The organism is Caloranaerobacter longqiensis, assembly GCF_050286925.1.
Lineage (GTDB): Bacteria > Bacillota > Clostridia > Tissierellales > Thermohalobacteraceae > Caloranaerobacter.
In genome coordinates, this window is record NZ_JBFWFX010000003.1 from 94,853 (window position 1) to 112,096 (window position 17,244).

The 17,244-nt window shown below is 29.3% G+C and carries 17 protein-coding genes and 1 pseudogene; 15 read left to right on the forward strand and 3 right to left on the reverse strand.

From position 1 onward, the window contains the following. Window positions 1–85 precede the first annotated feature (85 nt). From AB4Y15_RS03860 to AB4Y15_RS03885, 6 genes are all read left to right on the forward strand, one after another. Entirely contained in the window at window positions 86–442 is a 357-nt protein-coding gene (locus tag AB4Y15_RS03860) for an Asp23/Gls24 family envelope stress response protein (protein WP_427338562.1), read from the forward strand. 18 nt (window positions 443–460) lie between these two features. After that, a complete protein-coding gene (locus AB4Y15_RS03865) occupies window positions 461–2,080 on the forward strand; it encodes a DAK2 domain-containing protein (RefSeq protein ID WP_427338563.1) in 1,620 nt (539 codons plus the stop codon). A 107-nt stretch (window positions 2,081–2,187) separates the two neighbouring features. Next, window positions 2,188–4,284: an ATP-dependent DNA helicase RecG gene (recG, locus tag AB4Y15_RS03870; RefSeq protein WP_427338565.1), complete on the forward strand. Its 2,097-nt coding sequence runs from the start codon at window positions 2,188–2,190 to the stop codon at window positions 4,282–4,284. Window positions 4,285–4,549: 265 nt separating this feature from the next. Then, on the forward strand, window positions 4,550–5,104 hold the full coding sequence (gene rsmD, locus AB4Y15_RS03875) for a 16S rRNA (guanine(966)-N(2))-methyltransferase RsmD (protein WP_427338566.1): 555 nt from the start codon (window positions 4,550–4,552) through the stop codon (window positions 5,102–5,104). Between the two features lie 4 nt (window positions 5,105–5,108). Continuing rightward, a complete protein-coding gene (gene coaD, locus AB4Y15_RS03880; RefSeq protein WP_427338567.1) occupies window positions 5,109–5,588 on the forward strand; it encodes a pantetheine-phosphate adenylyltransferase in 480 nt (159 codons plus the stop codon). Between the two features lie 3 nt (window positions 5,589–5,591). Beyond that, window positions 5,592–6,038 carry a V-type ATP synthase subunit E family protein gene (locus AB4Y15_RS03885; protein WP_427338569.1) on the forward strand — a complete coding sequence of 149 codons (447 nt, stop codon included), beginning with the start codon at window positions 5,592–5,594 and terminating at the stop codon, window positions 6,036–6,038. A gap of 154 nt (window positions 6,039–6,192) precedes the next feature. Here AB4Y15_RS03885 and AB4Y15_RS03890 read toward each other — a convergent pair. After that, window positions 6,193–6,611 (reverse strand): annotated as a pseudogene (locus tag AB4Y15_RS03890) (IS256 family transposase); the annotation flags it as partial. A gap of 253 nt (window positions 6,612–6,864) precedes the next feature. On the opposite strand from AB4Y15_RS03890, the gene AB4Y15_RS03895 reads away from it, so the two are divergent. Both AB4Y15_RS03895 and AB4Y15_RS03900 read left to right on the forward strand, forming a co-directional pair. Continuing rightward, on the forward strand, window positions 6,865–8,205 hold the full coding sequence (locus tag AB4Y15_RS03895; protein ID WP_427338570.1) for a CoA-disulfide reductase: 1,341 nt from the start codon (window positions 6,865–6,867) through the stop codon (window positions 8,203–8,205). Between the two features lie 156 nt (window positions 8,206–8,361). After that, window positions 8,362–8,514, forward strand: a complete 153-nt coding sequence (locus AB4Y15_RS03900; RefSeq protein WP_427338571.1) for a hypothetical protein — start codon at window positions 8,362–8,364, stop codon at window positions 8,512–8,514. A gap of 81 nt (window positions 8,515–8,595) precedes the next feature. Here the strand turns inward: AB4Y15_RS03900 and ylbJ are convergent, their stop codons facing one another. Beyond that, window positions 8,596–9,858 (reverse strand): sporulation integral membrane protein YlbJ, encoded by a 1,263-nt coding sequence (ylbJ, locus tag AB4Y15_RS03905; RefSeq protein WP_427338572.1) that lies wholly within the window; start codon window positions 9,856–9,858, stop codon window positions 8,596–8,598. Between the two features lie 81 nt (window positions 9,859–9,939). On the opposite strand from ylbJ, the gene AB4Y15_RS03910 reads away from it, so the two are divergent. Then, window positions 9,940–10,725, forward strand: coding sequence for a patatin-like phospholipase family protein (locus AB4Y15_RS03910; protein ID WP_427338573.1), 786 nt, complete (start codon window positions 9,940–9,942; stop codon window positions 10,723–10,725). Window positions 10,726–10,732: 7 nt separating this feature from the next. Here the strand turns inward: AB4Y15_RS03910 and AB4Y15_RS03915 are convergent, their stop codons facing one another. Beyond that, complete coding sequence (locus AB4Y15_RS03915) at window positions 10,733–11,992, reverse strand: nucleotidyltransferase (RefSeq protein ID WP_427338574.1); 1,260 nt, start codon at window positions 11,990–11,992, stop codon at window positions 10,733–10,735. Between the two features lie 311 nt (window positions 11,993–12,303). Between AB4Y15_RS03915 and AB4Y15_RS03920 the strand changes: the two genes are divergently transcribed. From AB4Y15_RS03920 to AB4Y15_RS03945, 6 genes are all read left to right on the forward strand, one after another. Beyond that, window positions 12,304–13,494, forward strand: a complete 1,191-nt coding sequence (locus AB4Y15_RS03920) for an acetate/propionate family kinase (protein WP_427338575.1) — start codon at window positions 12,304–12,306, stop codon at window positions 13,492–13,494. Between the two features lie 109 nt (window positions 13,495–13,603). Further along, the gene (locus AB4Y15_RS03925) at window positions 13,604–14,113 is read left to right on the forward strand and encodes a YceD family protein (protein WP_427338576.1); all 510 of its coding nucleotides are present in this window, start codon (window positions 13,604–13,606) and stop codon (window positions 14,111–14,113) included. Between the two features lie 18 nt (window positions 14,114–14,131). Further along, complete coding sequence (gene rpmF / locus AB4Y15_RS03930) at window positions 14,132–14,311, forward strand: 50S ribosomal protein L32 (protein WP_054870322.1); 180 nt, start codon at window positions 14,132–14,134, stop codon at window positions 14,309–14,311. A gap of 343 nt (window positions 14,312–14,654) precedes the next feature. Next, a complete protein-coding gene (gene fapR / locus AB4Y15_RS03935) occupies window positions 14,655–15,215 on the forward strand; it encodes a transcription factor FapR (RefSeq protein WP_427338578.1) in 561 nt (186 codons plus the stop codon). 15 nt (window positions 15,216–15,230) lie between these two features. Beyond that, complete coding sequence (plsX, locus tag AB4Y15_RS03940) at window positions 15,231–16,244, forward strand: phosphate acyltransferase PlsX (protein WP_427338580.1); 1,014 nt, start codon at window positions 15,231–15,233, stop codon at window positions 16,242–16,244. Beyond that, entirely contained in the window at window positions 16,231–17,244 is a 1,014-nt protein-coding gene (locus tag AB4Y15_RS03945) for a beta-ketoacyl-ACP synthase III (protein WP_427338581.1), read from the forward strand. Before plsX ends, AB4Y15_RS03945 begins: the two co-directional genes overlap by 14 nt.

The following is a 17,244-nucleotide window of genomic DNA, read 5'->3' on the forward strand; positions in this document are numbered from 1 at the left end:
CTTTTTTGAGTTATAAAAGTCAAGTTGAATAAGGTAAAATAATAGGGTATTATATTATATATAATAAATCTAAAGGAGGATTATAATGCCAGGTAAATTAAGTAATAAGTTTGGAACAATAAATATTGATGATAATGTACTTGCTATAATAGCAGGTTTATCAGCTATGGAATGTTATGGTTTAGTAGGAATGGCAAGTCGAAATGCAACTGAGGGTTTAGTAGAATTACTAAAAAGAGAGCATTTGACAAAAGGAGTAAAAGTTCATACTAATGATAATAGAGTTATTATTGATTTGTATGTTATAGTACAATTTGGAACGAAGATTTCAGTAGTTGCAAACAACATAATAGAAAAGGTAAAATATAATATTGAGAGTTTGACAGGTTTGATAGTAGAAAAAGTTAATATTAATGTTCAAGGTGTCAGAGTACAAAAGTAGGTTAAGGAGGTACTAAGATTGAAAATTGAATACATAGATGGAGCTTTGCTAAAAAATATTTTTATAGGGGCAGCAAATACATTAGAAAAAAACAAACAAGTAGTAGATTCTCTTAATGTATTTCCTGTGCCAGATGGAGATACTGGTACGAACATGTCATTAACAATGCAATCAGCAATAAAGCAAGTAAAGAGTTTAAATAGTGAAAAGATTGAAGATATTGCCAAAGCTGCTTCAAATGGTTCTCTAATGGGAGCAAGAGGAAATTCAGGAGTAATATTATCACAGTTATTTAGAGGTTTTGCTAAAGGGTTAAAAGGTGTTGAAAGAATTGATGTAGAAATACTAGCTAAAGCTTTTAAATTAGCTTCAGATACTGCTTATAAAGCTGTAATGAAGCCGATAGAAGGTACAATATTAACGATAGCTAGAGAATGTGCAGAAAAAGCTTTAGAGATGGCAAAAAAAGAAAAGGATATCATAAAGTTTTTAGAAGAAGTGATTAGACACGGCGAAATAACTTTACAAAAAACACCTGAAATGTTACCTGTCTTAAAACAAGCAGGTGTAGTGGATGCTGGTGGGAAAGGATTACTATATATTTTACTAGGTGCTTTGGATGTTATAACGATCGGTGATAGTGCTTTACTTGAAGACGATATAGATATCGAAGTAGAAGATAGTATTAATATTGAAAGACTTGATGAAGATATTAAATTTGGGTATTGTACAGAATTTATTATTAATAGTAAAAACATAGATGTGGATAAATTCAAACAAGAAATTATGGAACTAGGAGATTCTTTACTTGTTGTAAATAATGACGAAGTTACAAAAGTTCATATTCATACAAATAATCCGGGAATTGTTTTAGAAAAAGCACTTGCAATAGGTGAATTAATTAATGTTAAGATTGATAACATGAGATATCAACATAAAAATAGAATAATAGAAGAAGAGAAAGCTGTAGAATTAAGTAGAAAAAAATATGGTTTTATAGCTGTAGCTATGGGTGAAGGTATAGCAAATGTTTTTAAGGATCTGAATGTAGATTTTATTATACATGGCGGCCAAACAATGAATCCAAGTACTGAAGATATATTAAAAGCAGTAAAAAGTGTAAATGCAGAAAATATAATAATATTACCAAATAACAGCAATATTATCCTAGCAGCTAAACAAGCTAAAGAATTGAGTGATGCAAATATAGAAGTATTACCAACTAAGAGTGTACCTCAAGGAATTTCTGCTCTTTTAAGTTTTGATGAGGATTTAGAACTTGAAGAAAATATTAATAACATGATGGAATCTATTAAATCAGTGAAGACAGGACAAGTTACTTTTGCTGTTAGAGATACAGTAGTAAATGATATAGAAATTAAAAAAGATGATATTATAGGTATTGGTGAAGGCGAAATCAAATCAGTTGGAAATGATATTACTGAAGTTTCAATTAATTTATTAAAAGATATAGTTGATGAAAATAATGATTTGATTACATTATACTATGGAGAGGATATTTCTGAAGAAGAAGCAAAAGCTTTAGCAGAAGCTATCGAAGATGAAATTGAAGATTGTGATGTAGAAGTCGTTTATGGTGGGCAACCGCTGTATTATTACATTTTTTCAATAGAATAGTTACAATAGCTAGGTTGTACTTAGCTATTGTTTTTTGTTATAATCCATTTATTAATATAGACTTAAATTAAAGATTCTGTTATAACATATAAAAAATTTTTTTTAAAGTGAGTAAAATTCAAGCGAAATTAGAGGTGAAAAGATTGAATAGGCTTAATACACCTATACAATTTATAAAAGGAGTAGGTCCTAAAAGAGCAAAACTGTTAAAAAAGATTAATATAGAAACAGTAAAAGATTTACTTTATTATTTTCCAAGAGCATATGAAGACAGGAGAAAAACGGATAAAATAATAAATGTAAGAAATGGTGAAAAAGCGAATTTGAAAGTTATTGTAGTAGGTTTACCTTCTGTGCTGAAACCAAGAAAAGGTCTTTCAATTGTTAAAATACCTGTTAGAGATGAAACAGGATTAGCTTTTTTGGTTTGGTTTAATCAGGAATATATTAAAAAGCAGTTTAAAATAGGAGAAGTATTAAAGGTAAATGGAAAAGTGAAAAGAGTATTTAATGAAATACAAATTCAGAATCCTGTATTTGAGAGAGAAGATGAAAATGATAAAATAGGCAGAATCATTCCTATTTATCCACTTACTAAAAATTTAAAAAATGGTGATATGGTTAAGTTAGTCAAGAATGTGTTAGACGAGTATTTAGATAGTATTGAAGATATAATGCCAGAGTATATTAAAGAGAAATATAATTTATGTTCGATTTATACAGCAATAAATAATATACATTTTCCCAAAGATAGGTATTCATATATTGAAGCTAAGAGGAGGCTTGTATTCGAAGAGCTTTTTATTTTGCAGTTAGGTTTAAGACTTATAAGAAATAGATATGTAGAAAATGTACAAGGGATTAAATTTTCACAAGTGAAAGAAATAGATGAATTAATAGATTCTTTACCATTTGAGCTAACTAATGCACAAAAAAAAGTTTATAAAGAAATATGTTCAGATATGGAATCAAGCAGACCAATGAATAGATTAGTACAAGGGGATGTTGGTTCTGGTAAAACAATTATTGCAGTATTAGCAATGTTTAAAGCAGTTAAATCAGGTTATCAAGCAGTTATGATGGCACCTACAGAGATTTTAGCAACGCAGCATTATGAAAATGTGAGTGGTTTATTAGAACCGTTTGGTGTTAAAGTCAGTTTGCTAGTGGGAAGTATGTCTAGCAAGAAAAAAAAGGAAATATTAGACAAAATAAGAGAAGGAGCAGTTGACATTGTAATTGGTACACATGCACTAATACAAAAAACTGTAGAGTTTTACAAGTTAGGGCTTGCAATTACTGATGAACAACACAGATTTGGGGTTAGACAAAGGGCAGCTCTTTCACAAAAAGGGTTAAATCCGGATGTTTTAGTTATGACAGCAACACCAATTCCAAGAACATTGGCATTAATATTATATGGAGACCTTGATATTTCTATTATTGATGAATTGCCACCTGGAAGGAAGAAAGTGAAAACCTATGTAGTAAATGCAAGTATGAAAGGGAGAGTATATGATTTTATTAAAAGAGAAATAAACAAAGGTAGACAAGCTTATATTGTCTGTCCTTTGATAGAAGAGTCTGATACGTTGGATTTACAATCAGCCATAAAATTGTATGAGGAGCTAAAGGATAATATTTTTAAAGATTTTAGGCTTGGACTATTACATGGGAAATTATCATCTATTGAAAAAGATGAGATAATGACAAAATTTAAGAATGGAGAGATTGATATACTTGTTTCAACAACAGTTATAGAGGTAGGAGTAAATATTCCTAATGCAAACATTATGGTTATAGAAAATGCTGAGAGATTTGGACTTTCTCAGCTACATCAACTTCGTGGCAGAGTCGGTAGAGGTGAGCATCAATCATATTGTATTCTTATAAATGAAAGTAGAAGTAAGATTTCTATTGAAAGAATGAAGATAATGGAAAAAACTAATAATGGATTTGAAATATCAGAGAAAGATCTTGAGTTAAGAGGACCAGGTGAGTTTTTTGGGACAAGACAACATGGATTGCCTGATTTAAAAATTGCGAATTTATTTACTGATATTAAAATGTTAAAATTAGCACAAAAAGAAGTTTTTCAAATTTTAAAAGAAGATCCGTTTTTAGAGTTACCTAAACATTCAAGTTTGAAGCAAAAAATTTATGAAATATTCGAAGAAAAGCTAAATAATATTTCTTTAAATTAATAAAATAATCTATTAGAGAGATGCATTTAGCATCTTTTTTTGATTTTTGGTCTAGTATAGGACTTAAGAAATATTTTTATAATCCATAGAAATTTATATTCCTTTATTTATGGATAAAATTGAATATAATTTTCGTTTATGGCTTTCAACAAAATCTACCTTAATTTATTTTAATCTAAGATTTTATTCCTAACTTAGATAATTTTGTTTGTAAAAAAGATATAATATGCTAAAATATTATTATTAGGAGTAAGGAGGAATAATTTTGCGTGTAATTACAGGAACTGCTAAAGGACATAAATTAAAAGTTCCTAAAGGTTTAAGTATTAGACCGACTACAGATAGGATAAAGGAATCGCTTTTTAATATTTTAGGAAACGATTTAGAGGATAGTGTAGTATTAGATTTATTTGCAGGATCCGGTAGTATAGGCATAGAATTTTTGAGTCGTGGTGCTAAAGAATGTTATTTTATAGACAATAGTATTATAAGTATAAAAACTATAAAAGAAAATTTAATCAAAACAAATTTAATAGCTAAGAGTTATGTTTATAAAAATACTGTTGAAAGAGCTATAAAAAAATTAGGAGCTAGAGGAATAAAGTTTGATTATATTTTTATGGATCCACCTTATGAAAAAGGTTTAGTAATTCCAACTTTGGAAATTATAGCGGCTGAGAATTTATTAAAAGAAGAAGGTATAATAATAATTGAGCATGAGAGTAGTTTAGATTTATTAAACGAAATTATTTCGTTTGTAAAAGTTAGAGAAAACAATTATGGAAACACTAAAATAACTTTTTATGAGCTTGGGAGGTAAATTAATGATTGTTGTATATCCTGGAAGTTTTGATCCTGTAACAAATGGACATTTAGATATTATTGAAAGATGTTCTAAAAAGTTTGAAAAGGTTATTGTCGCAGTTTTAAATAATCCATCAAAAAAACCAATGTTTACAGTTGAAGAAAGAGTTGAACTTTTGAAAGCGGTTACTAAAGAGTATAAAAATGTAGAGATTGACAGTTTTTCTGGATTATTAGTTGAGTATGTTAGGAAAAGAAATATATCATTTATAATAAAGGGTTTAAGAGCTGTTTCGGATTTTGAATATGAACTGCAAATGGCGATGATGAACAGAGCTCTTGATAATAATGTAGAGACTTTATTTCTTATGACTAATAGTAAATATTCTTTTTTAAGTTCTAGCTTGGTAAAAGAGGTTGCAAAACTAAATGGTGATATTTCAGACATTGTACCAAAAGAAGTAGAAAGAGCTATACTAAATAAGATAAAGGGGGCTTAGAAAATGGATGTTATTAAATTATTAGATGAACTTGAAGATATTATAGATGGAAGTTCATCAATCCCTTTTGCTGGAAAAGTCCTAGTTGATAAAGAAGAATTATTAGAAATTATTAGGGAAATAAGAATAAAATTACCGGACGAAATTAAACAAGCAGAATGGATAAAAGAAGAGAGACAAAGAATTTTAGTAGAAGCTCAAAATGAAGCAGATACAATTATTGATGAAGCTAGATTACATATAGAAGAGATGATAGAAAAAGATGAAATAACTAGAAAGGCGCAAGAAAGAGCGGAAGAAATTATAAATAAGGCTAAAGCAAATGCGAAAGAGATAAGAATAGGTGCAAGAGAGTATGCAGATGAGTTATTAAAAAATGTACAAGATAATCTAAAATCTATAATAACTACACTTGAAAAAAACAGAGAAGAATTAAGAGGTTTTAAATAAAGGCTTGAGTCTGTAAATAAATTTGTGCTTTAAACTCCAATCTGACAAGAAGTAATTAACTATATAGTAATAAAAACTTTTAAACTTGTTTTTATGATTGCCAAAATTATAGGGTAATACACATAAAACCGTATAATTTTGGCAATAATTTTTATAATAGAGTTTGTAACTTTTCTAAACTTATTCCTAATACAACATAAGCTGCTTTGTTTTTTATTTGTCCATCTTCTCTTACTTTATAGTGTATAGCATCCATAAATACAAATAGGTACATTGGATCAAGTGGTCTATTTTGCCATTCTTGTATTTGAGGTAATAGTTTGTCAGTTATTTTACTTACCATTTCAGCTGATATTTGTATTCCGTATATATCTTTTATTTGATCATGTATATCTCTTGTTGACATTCTTCTTGCATATAAGGATGTTACTTTTTCTTCTATTCCTGATGTATCTCTTTTATTTTTAGGGACTATTATTGGTTCAAATTCTCCATTTCTATCTATTGGCACTTCTATTTGCATTTTTCCAAATTGAGTTTTACTTTCTTATCTGTATATCTATTTCTTCGATTATCTATTTATTTATTTTTCCTATTTTAGCATAACCTAGTTCTACTTCATTAAGATTTTATTTCTAATTATCTCGGATTCAGGTTTTATATAATTATACATAAAATGTAAAGATATAAGATTAAATTAATAACAAAATGTTTTTAAAAATATTTAATGGGTATATTGATAAATGATATTAAAAATCATTATTACATTATCGTATGGTTTCTTATTAAATCACATGTTATATTATTAAGTTAGGGGGTAAAATTGATGAAAATAATTGTTATAGGTTGTACACATGCTGGAACGGCAGCAATATTAAATGCAAAACAATTATATCCTGATGCAGAAATCACTGTATATGAAAGAAACGATAATATATCTTTTTTATCTTGTGGTATTGCATTATATGTTGGAGGAGTGGTTAAAGATCCGAAAAAACTATTTTATTCTTCACCTGAGCAATTATCAGAGTTAGGTATAAATACTAAGATGCTCCATGATGTATTAGATGTTGATATCCATAATAAAAAGATTAAGGTTCGTAACTTAAAAACGAAAGAAGAGTTTGATGATACCTATGATAAACTAATTATAACTACAGGCTCATGGCCAATAGTTCCTCCAATAGAAGGAATAGACCTTGAGAACATATTATTATCAAAGAACTTCTATCATTCAAATATAATTATTAAAAAATCAAAGAATGCAAAAAATATTGTAGTTGTAGGTGCCGGATATATAGGAGTTGAACTTGTTGAAGCTTTTCAAATGAATGGTAAAAACGTAACATTAATAGATATGCAAGACCGTATTTTAGCCAAATATTTAGATAAAGAATTTACAGATATAGCAGAAAAAGCTTTTCTAGACCGGGGAGTTAAATTAGCATTAGGAGAAACCGTAAAAAAATTTGAAGGAAAAGATGGAAAAGTTTCAAAAGTAGTAACTAATAAGGGTGAATATAAGGCAGATTTAGTAATACTATGTATTGGATTTAAGCCCAATACAGCGCTTTTAAAGGGACAAGTTGATATGCTAGATAATGGAGCTATTATAGTAGATGAATATATGCGTACAAGCAAAGAAGATGTTTTTGCGGCTGGTGATTGTTGTTCAGTTATATATAATCCAACTGGAGAATATAAATATATTCCACTTGCTACAAATGCAATTCGTATGGGTACGTTAGTTGCTAGAAACCTAGTAAAACCAACTATTAGCTACATGGGGACTCAAGGGACTTCTGGAATTAAGATTTATGAGTATAATATTGCCTCAACAGGAGTTACTGAGCAAGCAGCTAAAGAAAAGGGAATAGATTATAGAACAGTAACAGTTACAGATAACTATCGCCCTGAATTTATGCCTACATTTGATTCTGCCACATTTAAAGTAGTTTATGAAAGAGAATCTAGAAGAATTTTAGGTGCACAAATTATTTCAAAAACAGACTTGACTCAATCGATAAATACTATGTCAGTAGTTATTCAAAATAAAATGACTATAGACGAATTGGCATTTGTTGATTTCTTCTTCCAACCACATTTTAATAAACCATGGAATTTATTAAATCAAGCAGGATTAAATGCTTTAAATGATAAAAAATAATACGATTAAAAATTTGACTTCAATGGCTCTCTTTTTTTATTTAAAATATTTCCTGCATATAAAGATGGTAACTTTTGTTAAAAAATTACTCAGAAGATGAATTTAGAGTAAAATTTACAGATTAGAAATTATTTAACGTTTTCTGGAGATATATTAATGGCAGAAACGGAGTATATCATAACAGAGTTCAACTTTGAGAAAAGTTCACTAGAAGTTAAAGAGAGTAAAATTTGTGTAACGCCTGGTAGTGTAAGCAAAGCAGAAGGGAAAAATTTCAAATTAAAAAAAGGAATATTTTATTCTGAATAATGTAGTGTGATTTGTCGTCAACATTCGGTAATTTTTATGTTATTGAATGTCGACGACTTCTTATTTTTAAAATTAGTCAATTTATTTTTTACTTTTGATAAATAAAAGGCTAGTAATTAAAGATATTAGTATAATTACTAAAAGTATAGATATTTGCAATATAGTGGAAAATTTAAAAATGTTGAACCATTTTTCAAAAGAAACAGTATTTGTATAAGTATACGAAGCATAAACTGGTGTGTCTATTGGTAATTTTATAAAAATACTGCTTATTAAAACAGTATAAATACTAGCAAAAATACCGTGAAGTAGTTTTGATAATAAATATATGCTTACTTTTAAGTCTGTTTTAGATATAAAGCTTGAAGCTTGGCTATGTATCGATATACCGCTCCATGCAATAATAAAATTAATTGTTACTAATTTTACTAAAATAGGAACAGAAGGTATATTAGCAATATTTTTACATCCAACAGTCATTTCTATAAGTCCTGAAATAAACGCTTTAATCAATTCTTTATTAGATATAAATGGTATAAAAGAAATTATGCTACTTAATAGATTAATAATACCAGTAACATTTAATATTTCAATAATAACTGAGTATAAAATGATAAATCCACCTATAATTAGCATAGTATTAAAAGATTCTTTTACAGCATCTCCTAATATTAGCCCAAAACCTCTATTATCTTTTTTTCTAGCTAAAATTAATTCATTAAAAGCTGTTTTAATTAGATTTTTTTTATTATTTTTTATTATTTTAGGTGTATCGAATTTAATTCCATAATATCTAAAAAATAAACCTACTGTAATTGCTCCTAAATAATGCGGAATTGCAATCAAAAGACCTAAATTTGGCATTTTTAACATACCTACTGCTACAGCACCTATCATAAATAACGGGCCAGAAGTACTAGCAAATGAAACAAGTCTTTGAGCTTCAATTCTTGTTAAAACTCCTTGAGACCTAAGTTTTGAAGTCAATTTCACACCAACAGGATATCCCGAAGTAATACTCATTGCAAATGGAAAAGCAGCTTCTCCAGGAAGATTAAAAATTGGTTTCATAATTGGACCTAAAAGAGTTCCTATAAAATTTACGACTCCTAATCCTATTAAAACTTCAGCACTTATGAAAAAAGGAAGTAATGAAGGTAAAACGATATAAAACCATATATTTATACCGTCTATTGCTGCGTTAATTGTATTTTTTGGGAATATAATTAATGATAAAATTATAAAAATTGTTATTAAGGCTGGCAAAATAGTTAGTAAATATTTAGATTTTTTAATTGAAAAAAATATTAAAATCAAGAATAAAATAGAAAGTATTTGTGTCATAAATGACCTCCTATGAATGTTATGGTATATATATATTTGTTATAATATATTAATATGATAGTAGTATTTTATTAGAGTGGGGTGAGAAATTTGGGAGAAAAAAGGAAAATTGGTTTAGCTTTAGGTTCGGGTGCTGCTAGAGGACTAGCCCATATAGGAGTATTAAAAGCTCTCGAAGAAAATAATATAGAAATAGATATAGTATCAGGAAGTAGTGCTGGAGCTTTGATTGGAGCAGTATACTGTTGTGGTGTAAAACCTAAAATGATTGAAAGTATAGCATTAAATATAGATCGTAAGTTATGGATTGATTTAACTGTTCCAAAACGAGGATTTGTTAAAGGAAAGAAAGTAGAAGAGCTAGTTAAATTATTAACTGGGAATCGGAATATAGAAGATTTAGATAAAAAATTGTCTATAGTTGCTACTGATTTAAAGACTTCTAGTGAATATATTTTTACCAAAGGTCCAATTTACAAAGCTGTTAGGGCGAGCATATCTATACCAGGTATATTTGAACCTGTAAGACATGAAGATATGATATTGGTAGATGGTGGTGTAATTGATAGAGTTCCAGCAACAGTTGTAAAAGACATGGGAGCAGATGTAGTAATAGCTGTTGATGTTGGTTTTAGTGGAGAACCTGGTAGAATTAATCATATTTTTGATGTCATATTGCAGTCAATAGATGTTATGTCAAGGCAGATATCAACAAATAAGATAATAGTAGCTGATATACTAATTGAACCTGATGTTTCACATATAAAGTCCTCAAGATTTGATAAAGTTGAGGAGTGTGTAATTAAGGGATATGAAGCAACAATGGAAAAAATGGAAGAGATAAAAAGGATTATAGAAGGAAAATAGATGGAGATTATCCATCTATTTTCATGTATGGGCTTATAAGATAGTCTAAATCAAATTTTTTACCACTATAATTTGGTAGACCTAAGAAATAAATATCAGTTGCTCGTTTTTCTATTTCAATAATTTTGTTTAAATTATTGTTATTGATTTTTTTATAGTTAGCAAATTTTGTTATTATAGGGAATTTAGCTTTTTTCCTAGCTTTATTAAGTAGAATTTTTCCTTTTTGATTAAAACCTAATACTCTAATATATAAGTTATCTTGTGAATAAAGGGTGGAAAGAGTTTTTTTATCTAAGCCAATAATCATTTGTATAAGTAACCTTTGCAATCTTGTATATGTATATCTTTTTGTTTTGATACAATTTAAAATATCTTTTACAGATGTGTTTTCTTTTATACAATTTAAAATCCTATTTTCAAGTCCGTTTTCAATATCAAATAGTTCTATTAGGCTTTCTTTATTAAATCTAGCTATGTGGTATTGAATAATTTGTGCATAGTTTTCAATATTATTGAAAGAACCATATTTATTTAAAAAATCTTTCAAATGAGAATATGTAGCATTAGGAACGGCTGATTTAATATTTTCTATTCCATTTGAGGTTTTAAAGATTTCATTACGAATTGCAGTAGCACTAGAAATTTCACCTGTCATGTTAATATCATGATATTCTGCTTTTATTCTTTTTATAGTATAAGGTTTTATATTGCTGTTTATTTTTTTTAAAGCCTTTAAGTATTCTACTGCTAAAATATTATTTGGACTTGAAATAATTTTGTTTATATTATTTGAGTTAATATTTTTTGCTTTTAAGTAGTCGGATATAGCTAAACTTCTTGCTTTCGGATAAGCACATCCTGTTGATAGATATTTTTTCAGGAAATGTTTGAATTCTTTTGTTTCGTCTACAAGAATATTGGAAATTATATCTAGTTCATTTAAATTGCCTGTTTCACTTCCAAAACATAAACAGTTTACAATGCCTAAACCATCCAAAATTTTAATTGCACCGTAAGCGAAAAATTCTGCACTTTGAGATGAATATATAGTAGGAAGTTCTATTACTAAGTCCACACCTGAGTCAATTGCCATTTTAGCTCTAGTCCACTTATCTACTAAAGCAGGTTCACCTCTTTGAACAAAACTTCCACTCATTACACTTATTGAATAATCACAACCTGTTATTTCTTTAGATTTTTTTAAATGATAAAGATGACCATTATGAAATGGATTATATTCTGTTATCAATCCTAGTACTTTCATAACATCCTCCATTTTAAAAATTTAACTTTTTTTAATATTTTAATTGTGAATAAATTATATCATACTTATTTTTTGAAACAAAATAGATTAAAAATTTGAATTAAGTCAATAATATGAACAAAATCTTCGATTTGAATAAATCAAAGAGATTTTGCCCATATCCATAACAGAAATTATATTTATAATTATTTACAATTTAGTAAGGTATATAATTTCATATGGATTATAAAAACATAGCGTATTTGGTTGATTTTTTTCTTTAATTATAATAATATGAATATTGGTATAAAATCATTTTTAGGAGGTATGTTATGAAGATACTAGTTATAAACTGTGGTAGCTCATCTTTAAAATACCAGTTAATTGATATGACTAATGAAGAAGTTTTAGCAAAAGGTTTGGCTGAAAGAATAGGAATTGATGGCTCAAGAGTAAAACACAGAACAATAGGTAAAGAAGAAGTTATTATTGAAAAGCCAATGCCAAACCATAAGGTAGCTTTAGAAATTGTACTAAATGTACTTACAGACTCTGAACATGGTGCTATTAAATCAATGGAAGAGATAAGTGCTGTTGGTCACAGAGTAGTACATGGTGGAGAAAAATTCTCTAGTTCTGTAGTTATTAATGATGAGGTATTAAAAGTTTTAAGAGAGTGTTCAGATTTAGCACCATTACATAACCCACCTAATATTATGGGAATTGAAGCATGTCAAGAATTAATGCCTAATACTCCTATGGTAGGTGTGTTTGACACAGCATTCCATCAAACAATGCCTAAGTTTTCATATATTTACCCACTTCCATATGAGTTGTACGAAAAGTATGGAATAAGAAAATATGGATTCCATGGTACATCTCATAAATATGTGTCAAACAGAGCTGCTGAAATTTTAGGTAAAGATATTAACGAATTAAATATTATAACATGCCACTTAGGTAATGGAGCAAGTTTAGCTGCGATTAAAAAAGGTAAATCAATTGATACAAGTATGGGATTCACACCATTAGAAGGTCTTGTTATGGGTACAAGATGTGGAGATATAGACCCAGCAATAGTAACGTTTATAATGGAAAAAGAAAATATGTCAACTAGTGAGGTAAATAACTTACTAAATAAAAAATCAGGTGTTTTAGGTATATCAGGTGTAAGTAGTGACTTTAGGGATATAGAAGAAGCAGCTGCTAAAGGAAATGAAAGAGCACAGTTAGCGCTAGATAAGTTTACAAGTAGAGTTAAAAAATATGTAGGTGCATATGCAGCTATAATGGGTGGAGTAGATGTAATTGTATTTACAGCTGGACTAGGAGAGAATTCACCAGAAACTAGAGAAGCTGTTTGTGAAGGATTAGAATTTATGGGTGTAGAAATAGATAAAGAGAAAAATAAGGTAAGAGGAAAAGAAACTATTATAAGTACTGAAAATTCTAAGGTTAAAGTATTGGTTGTACCTACTAACGAAGAACTTATGATAGCAAGAGAGACTAAAGCTTTAGTATAGGCAGGATTTACCTGCCTTTAACTTATATTAAAATGCTGTAATATAGTTCTTGACAAATAGGGTTTACCTTTATATAATAAAATCTGGCAACATTTAAGAGGTGAACATAATGAATGTAGATATTTCAAAACTTCTCGATGGAACTGTCGAAGTAATTAATTTTTGTAAGGATATTGATATATCTAGTTTACCAACAAAAGATAAAGGAATTGAGTTATTAGCTCCTGTAAATATAGATGGTAGTATATACAGGGTTGACGAGGATTTATTTATAAATGCGACAATTACTTATACCTATAAGGAGAGCTGTGCTAGATGTCTAACAGAGTTTAGTAATAAAGTAAGTACAGTTCTGTTGGGAAGACTTGTAGAACAAGATAGTAATGTTTCAGAAGAGGAAATTGATGAAATCTTAGTTGTATACAAAGAGAGCGTAGTGGATTTACAGGAGTTTATAGTTTCTGCGATTTTGCTTTCTTTGCCTATGAAGGCACTTTGTGATGAAGCCTGTAAAGGGTTATGCCCTAAATGTGGTCAAAATTTAAATTTGCAAAAGTGTAATTGTGAAGATGACTTTATTGATCCTCGCTTGGAAAAATTAAAAGAATTATTGGACTGACTTAAGGAGGTGTTATTAATGGCAGTACCAAAGCGTAAAGTATCAAAAGCTAGAAGAGATAAAAGAAGAGCATCAAATTTCAAGGCGTACGCACCAAATTTAGTTGAGTGCCCACAATGTCATGAACCAAAGTTACCTCACAGAGTTTGTGGTTCATGTGGATATTACAAAAATAAAGAAGTTATAGAGGTTGAATAATTAGGATAGTGATTTTAATCACTATCTTTTTTTTATAATCCATAGGAAATTATAATAAAATCCCATATTAAGAAAATTAATGTTGATTTTATTGAAACTTTGTCTGGCATGTTTACATGCCAGAGTCGTTATAAACTGCATTAATTGTGAATAATTTTAAATATAATTTCCGTAATGGATTAGGGCAAAATCTACCTTAATTTATTTAAATCGAAGATTTTGTTCTTAGCTAAAGTTAAACCTAAAAATATAGACAATAAAATACTTGATTTTTTTTATACTATAATATATACTAACTATTAGTAATAGGTACTAAATTCAAGTAATAACTCGAGGTGAAAAGATGGCTAATAAAAGGCTACCTAAAAAAGAAAGACAGAAAAGATTAAAGGAAAAATTAAAAGAAGATCCTTTTTTGACGGATGAAGAGTTAACACAAATTTTTAATGTAAGTATTCAGACCATAAGATTGGACCGTCTTGAGTTAGGTATACCTGAGTTAAGAGAAAGAATAAAAAAAGTGGCTGAACTTAACTATTCTAAAGTTAGGACAATTGGAGGAACTGAAATAGTAGGAGAATTAGTAGATTTTAAATTGGGGAAAAGTGGGATTTCAATTTTAGAAACTAATAATGAGATGGCGTTTAAGAAAACGAATATAATAAGAGGACACCATATATTTGCACAAGCTGAATCTCTTGCTATGGCCGTTATTGATGCGGATGTAGCACTAACAGGAGTTGCTAATATTAAGTACAAAAGTCCGGTTTATGCTGGACAGAAGCTTATTGCAAAAGCAGAAGTTGTAAGGGTAAGAGGAAATAAATATTTTGTGCATGTTTTTACATATGTTGGACAGGAACAAGTTTTTAGGGGTAAGTTTATTTTAGTGTCGATAGAATAAAAAGGAGGAGGAAATATGAGAATAATAGTTGATGCAATGGGGGGGGATAAGGGCCCTGAAGTAACAGTAAAGGGATGTGTAGATGCATTAAATGAAGTAGATGTGGAAATTGTATTAGTTGGTAAAGAGAAAATGATAAAAGAGCAATTAGACAAACTTGGATATAACGGAAACAATATTAGCGTTGTTAATGCAGATGATGTAATAACAAATGACGATAAACCTGTTATGGCAATAAGAAGAAAGAAAAATTCTTCAATGGTAGTTGGTTTAAAAATGGTAAAAGATAAAGAAGGAGATGCTTTTATTTCTGCAGGCAATACAGGTGCTTTGTTAACTGGAGGTTTGTTAGTTGTAGGACGAATCAAGGGTATAGAGAGAGCAGCATTAGCTCCTGTTTATCCAACTAAAAAGGGAATTTCTTTATTAATAGATGCTGGTGCGAATGCAGATTGTAAACCAAAATATCTACAGCAATTTGCTTTAATGGGAAGTATATATGCAGAGAAAGTTTTAAACAAGAAAAACCCAAAGGTTGGATTAGTTAATATTGGTGTAGAGGAAGGAAAAGGTAATGAATTAACTAAGGAAGCTTTTGAGTTGTTATCAAAATCATCACTAATAAATTTCTATGGTAATGTTGAAGCCAGAGATATTCCAGAAGGGTTAGTTGATGTTTTAGTATGTGATGGTTTTGTAGGTAATATTATATTAAAACTAACAGAAGGATTAGCATATTCTATTTTTTCGGCACTTAAGGAAGAATTTTTAAGAAATCCTATAACTAAGTTAGGAGCACTATTACTTAAACCAGGTCTTAGAAGTTTTAAGAGTAAATTAGATTATACTGAGTATGGAGGAGCACCTTTGTTAGGAGTTAGAGGTGGAGTAATAAAAGCTCATGGTAGTTCTGATGCAAAAGCTATTAAGAATGCAATTAAGCAAGCAAAAGCTTTTGTGGAAAATGATGTTTTAAAGCTAATTGAAGAAAGTATATCTAATTTAGGAGGTAACAATGATTTTGAATAAGAGTAGGTCGGTTGGAATAATAGGTACAGGCAGTTTTATTCCAGAAAAGGTATTAACAAATTATGATTTAGAAAAAATTGTAGATACTAGCGATGAATGGATTAAGACAAGAACAGGAATTGTTGAAAGAAGAATTTTGGATGACGATAAAGCGACTTCATATATGGCAACAATAGCTGCAGAAAGAGCAATAGATGATGCTGGGATTAAAAATGAAGATATTGATATGATAATTGTAAGTACAGTAACACCTGATATGGCTTTTCCTTCAACTGCATGTATAGTTCAGGATAAATTAGGATGTACTAATGCAGCTGCATTTGATTTAGAGGCAGCTTGTTCTGGATTTTTATATGCATTATCAATAGCTTATGCATACGTTAGCTCGGGGCTTTATACAAATGTTTTAGTTATTGGTGCAGAGACATTATCAAGAATTGTAGATTGGACTGATAGGAATACCTGTGTATTATTTGGAGATGGAGCAGGTGCAGCTGTTGTAAGCACAGTACCAGAAGGTATGGGTATTTTGGGTATAAATTTAGGGGCAGACGGTAGTGGCGGAAAGTATCTTACACAACCTGCAGGAGGCTCTAAATGTCCTGCTACACATGATACAGTAGAGAAACGACTTCATTATATTAAAATGGAAGGGAATGAAGTATTTAAGTTTGCTGTTAGAGCAATGGAAGAAGCAGCGAAAAAGGTCATTGAGATGAGTGGGCTTAAGTTAGAAGATATAGATTATCTTGTTCCACATCAAGCTAATATTAGAATTATTGAATCGGCAAGAAAAAGATTAAAACTTGCTAAAGATAAAGTATATGTAAACTTAAACAAATATGGGAATATGTCATCAGCTTCAATTCCTGTTGCATTAGATGAAGCAATTAAAGCTAACAAAATAAAAAATGGTGATAATATTTTGTTAGTTGGTTTTGGTGGAGGTTTAACTTGGGGTTCATGTATTATTAAATGGTATAAAAACCGGGAGGTGTAG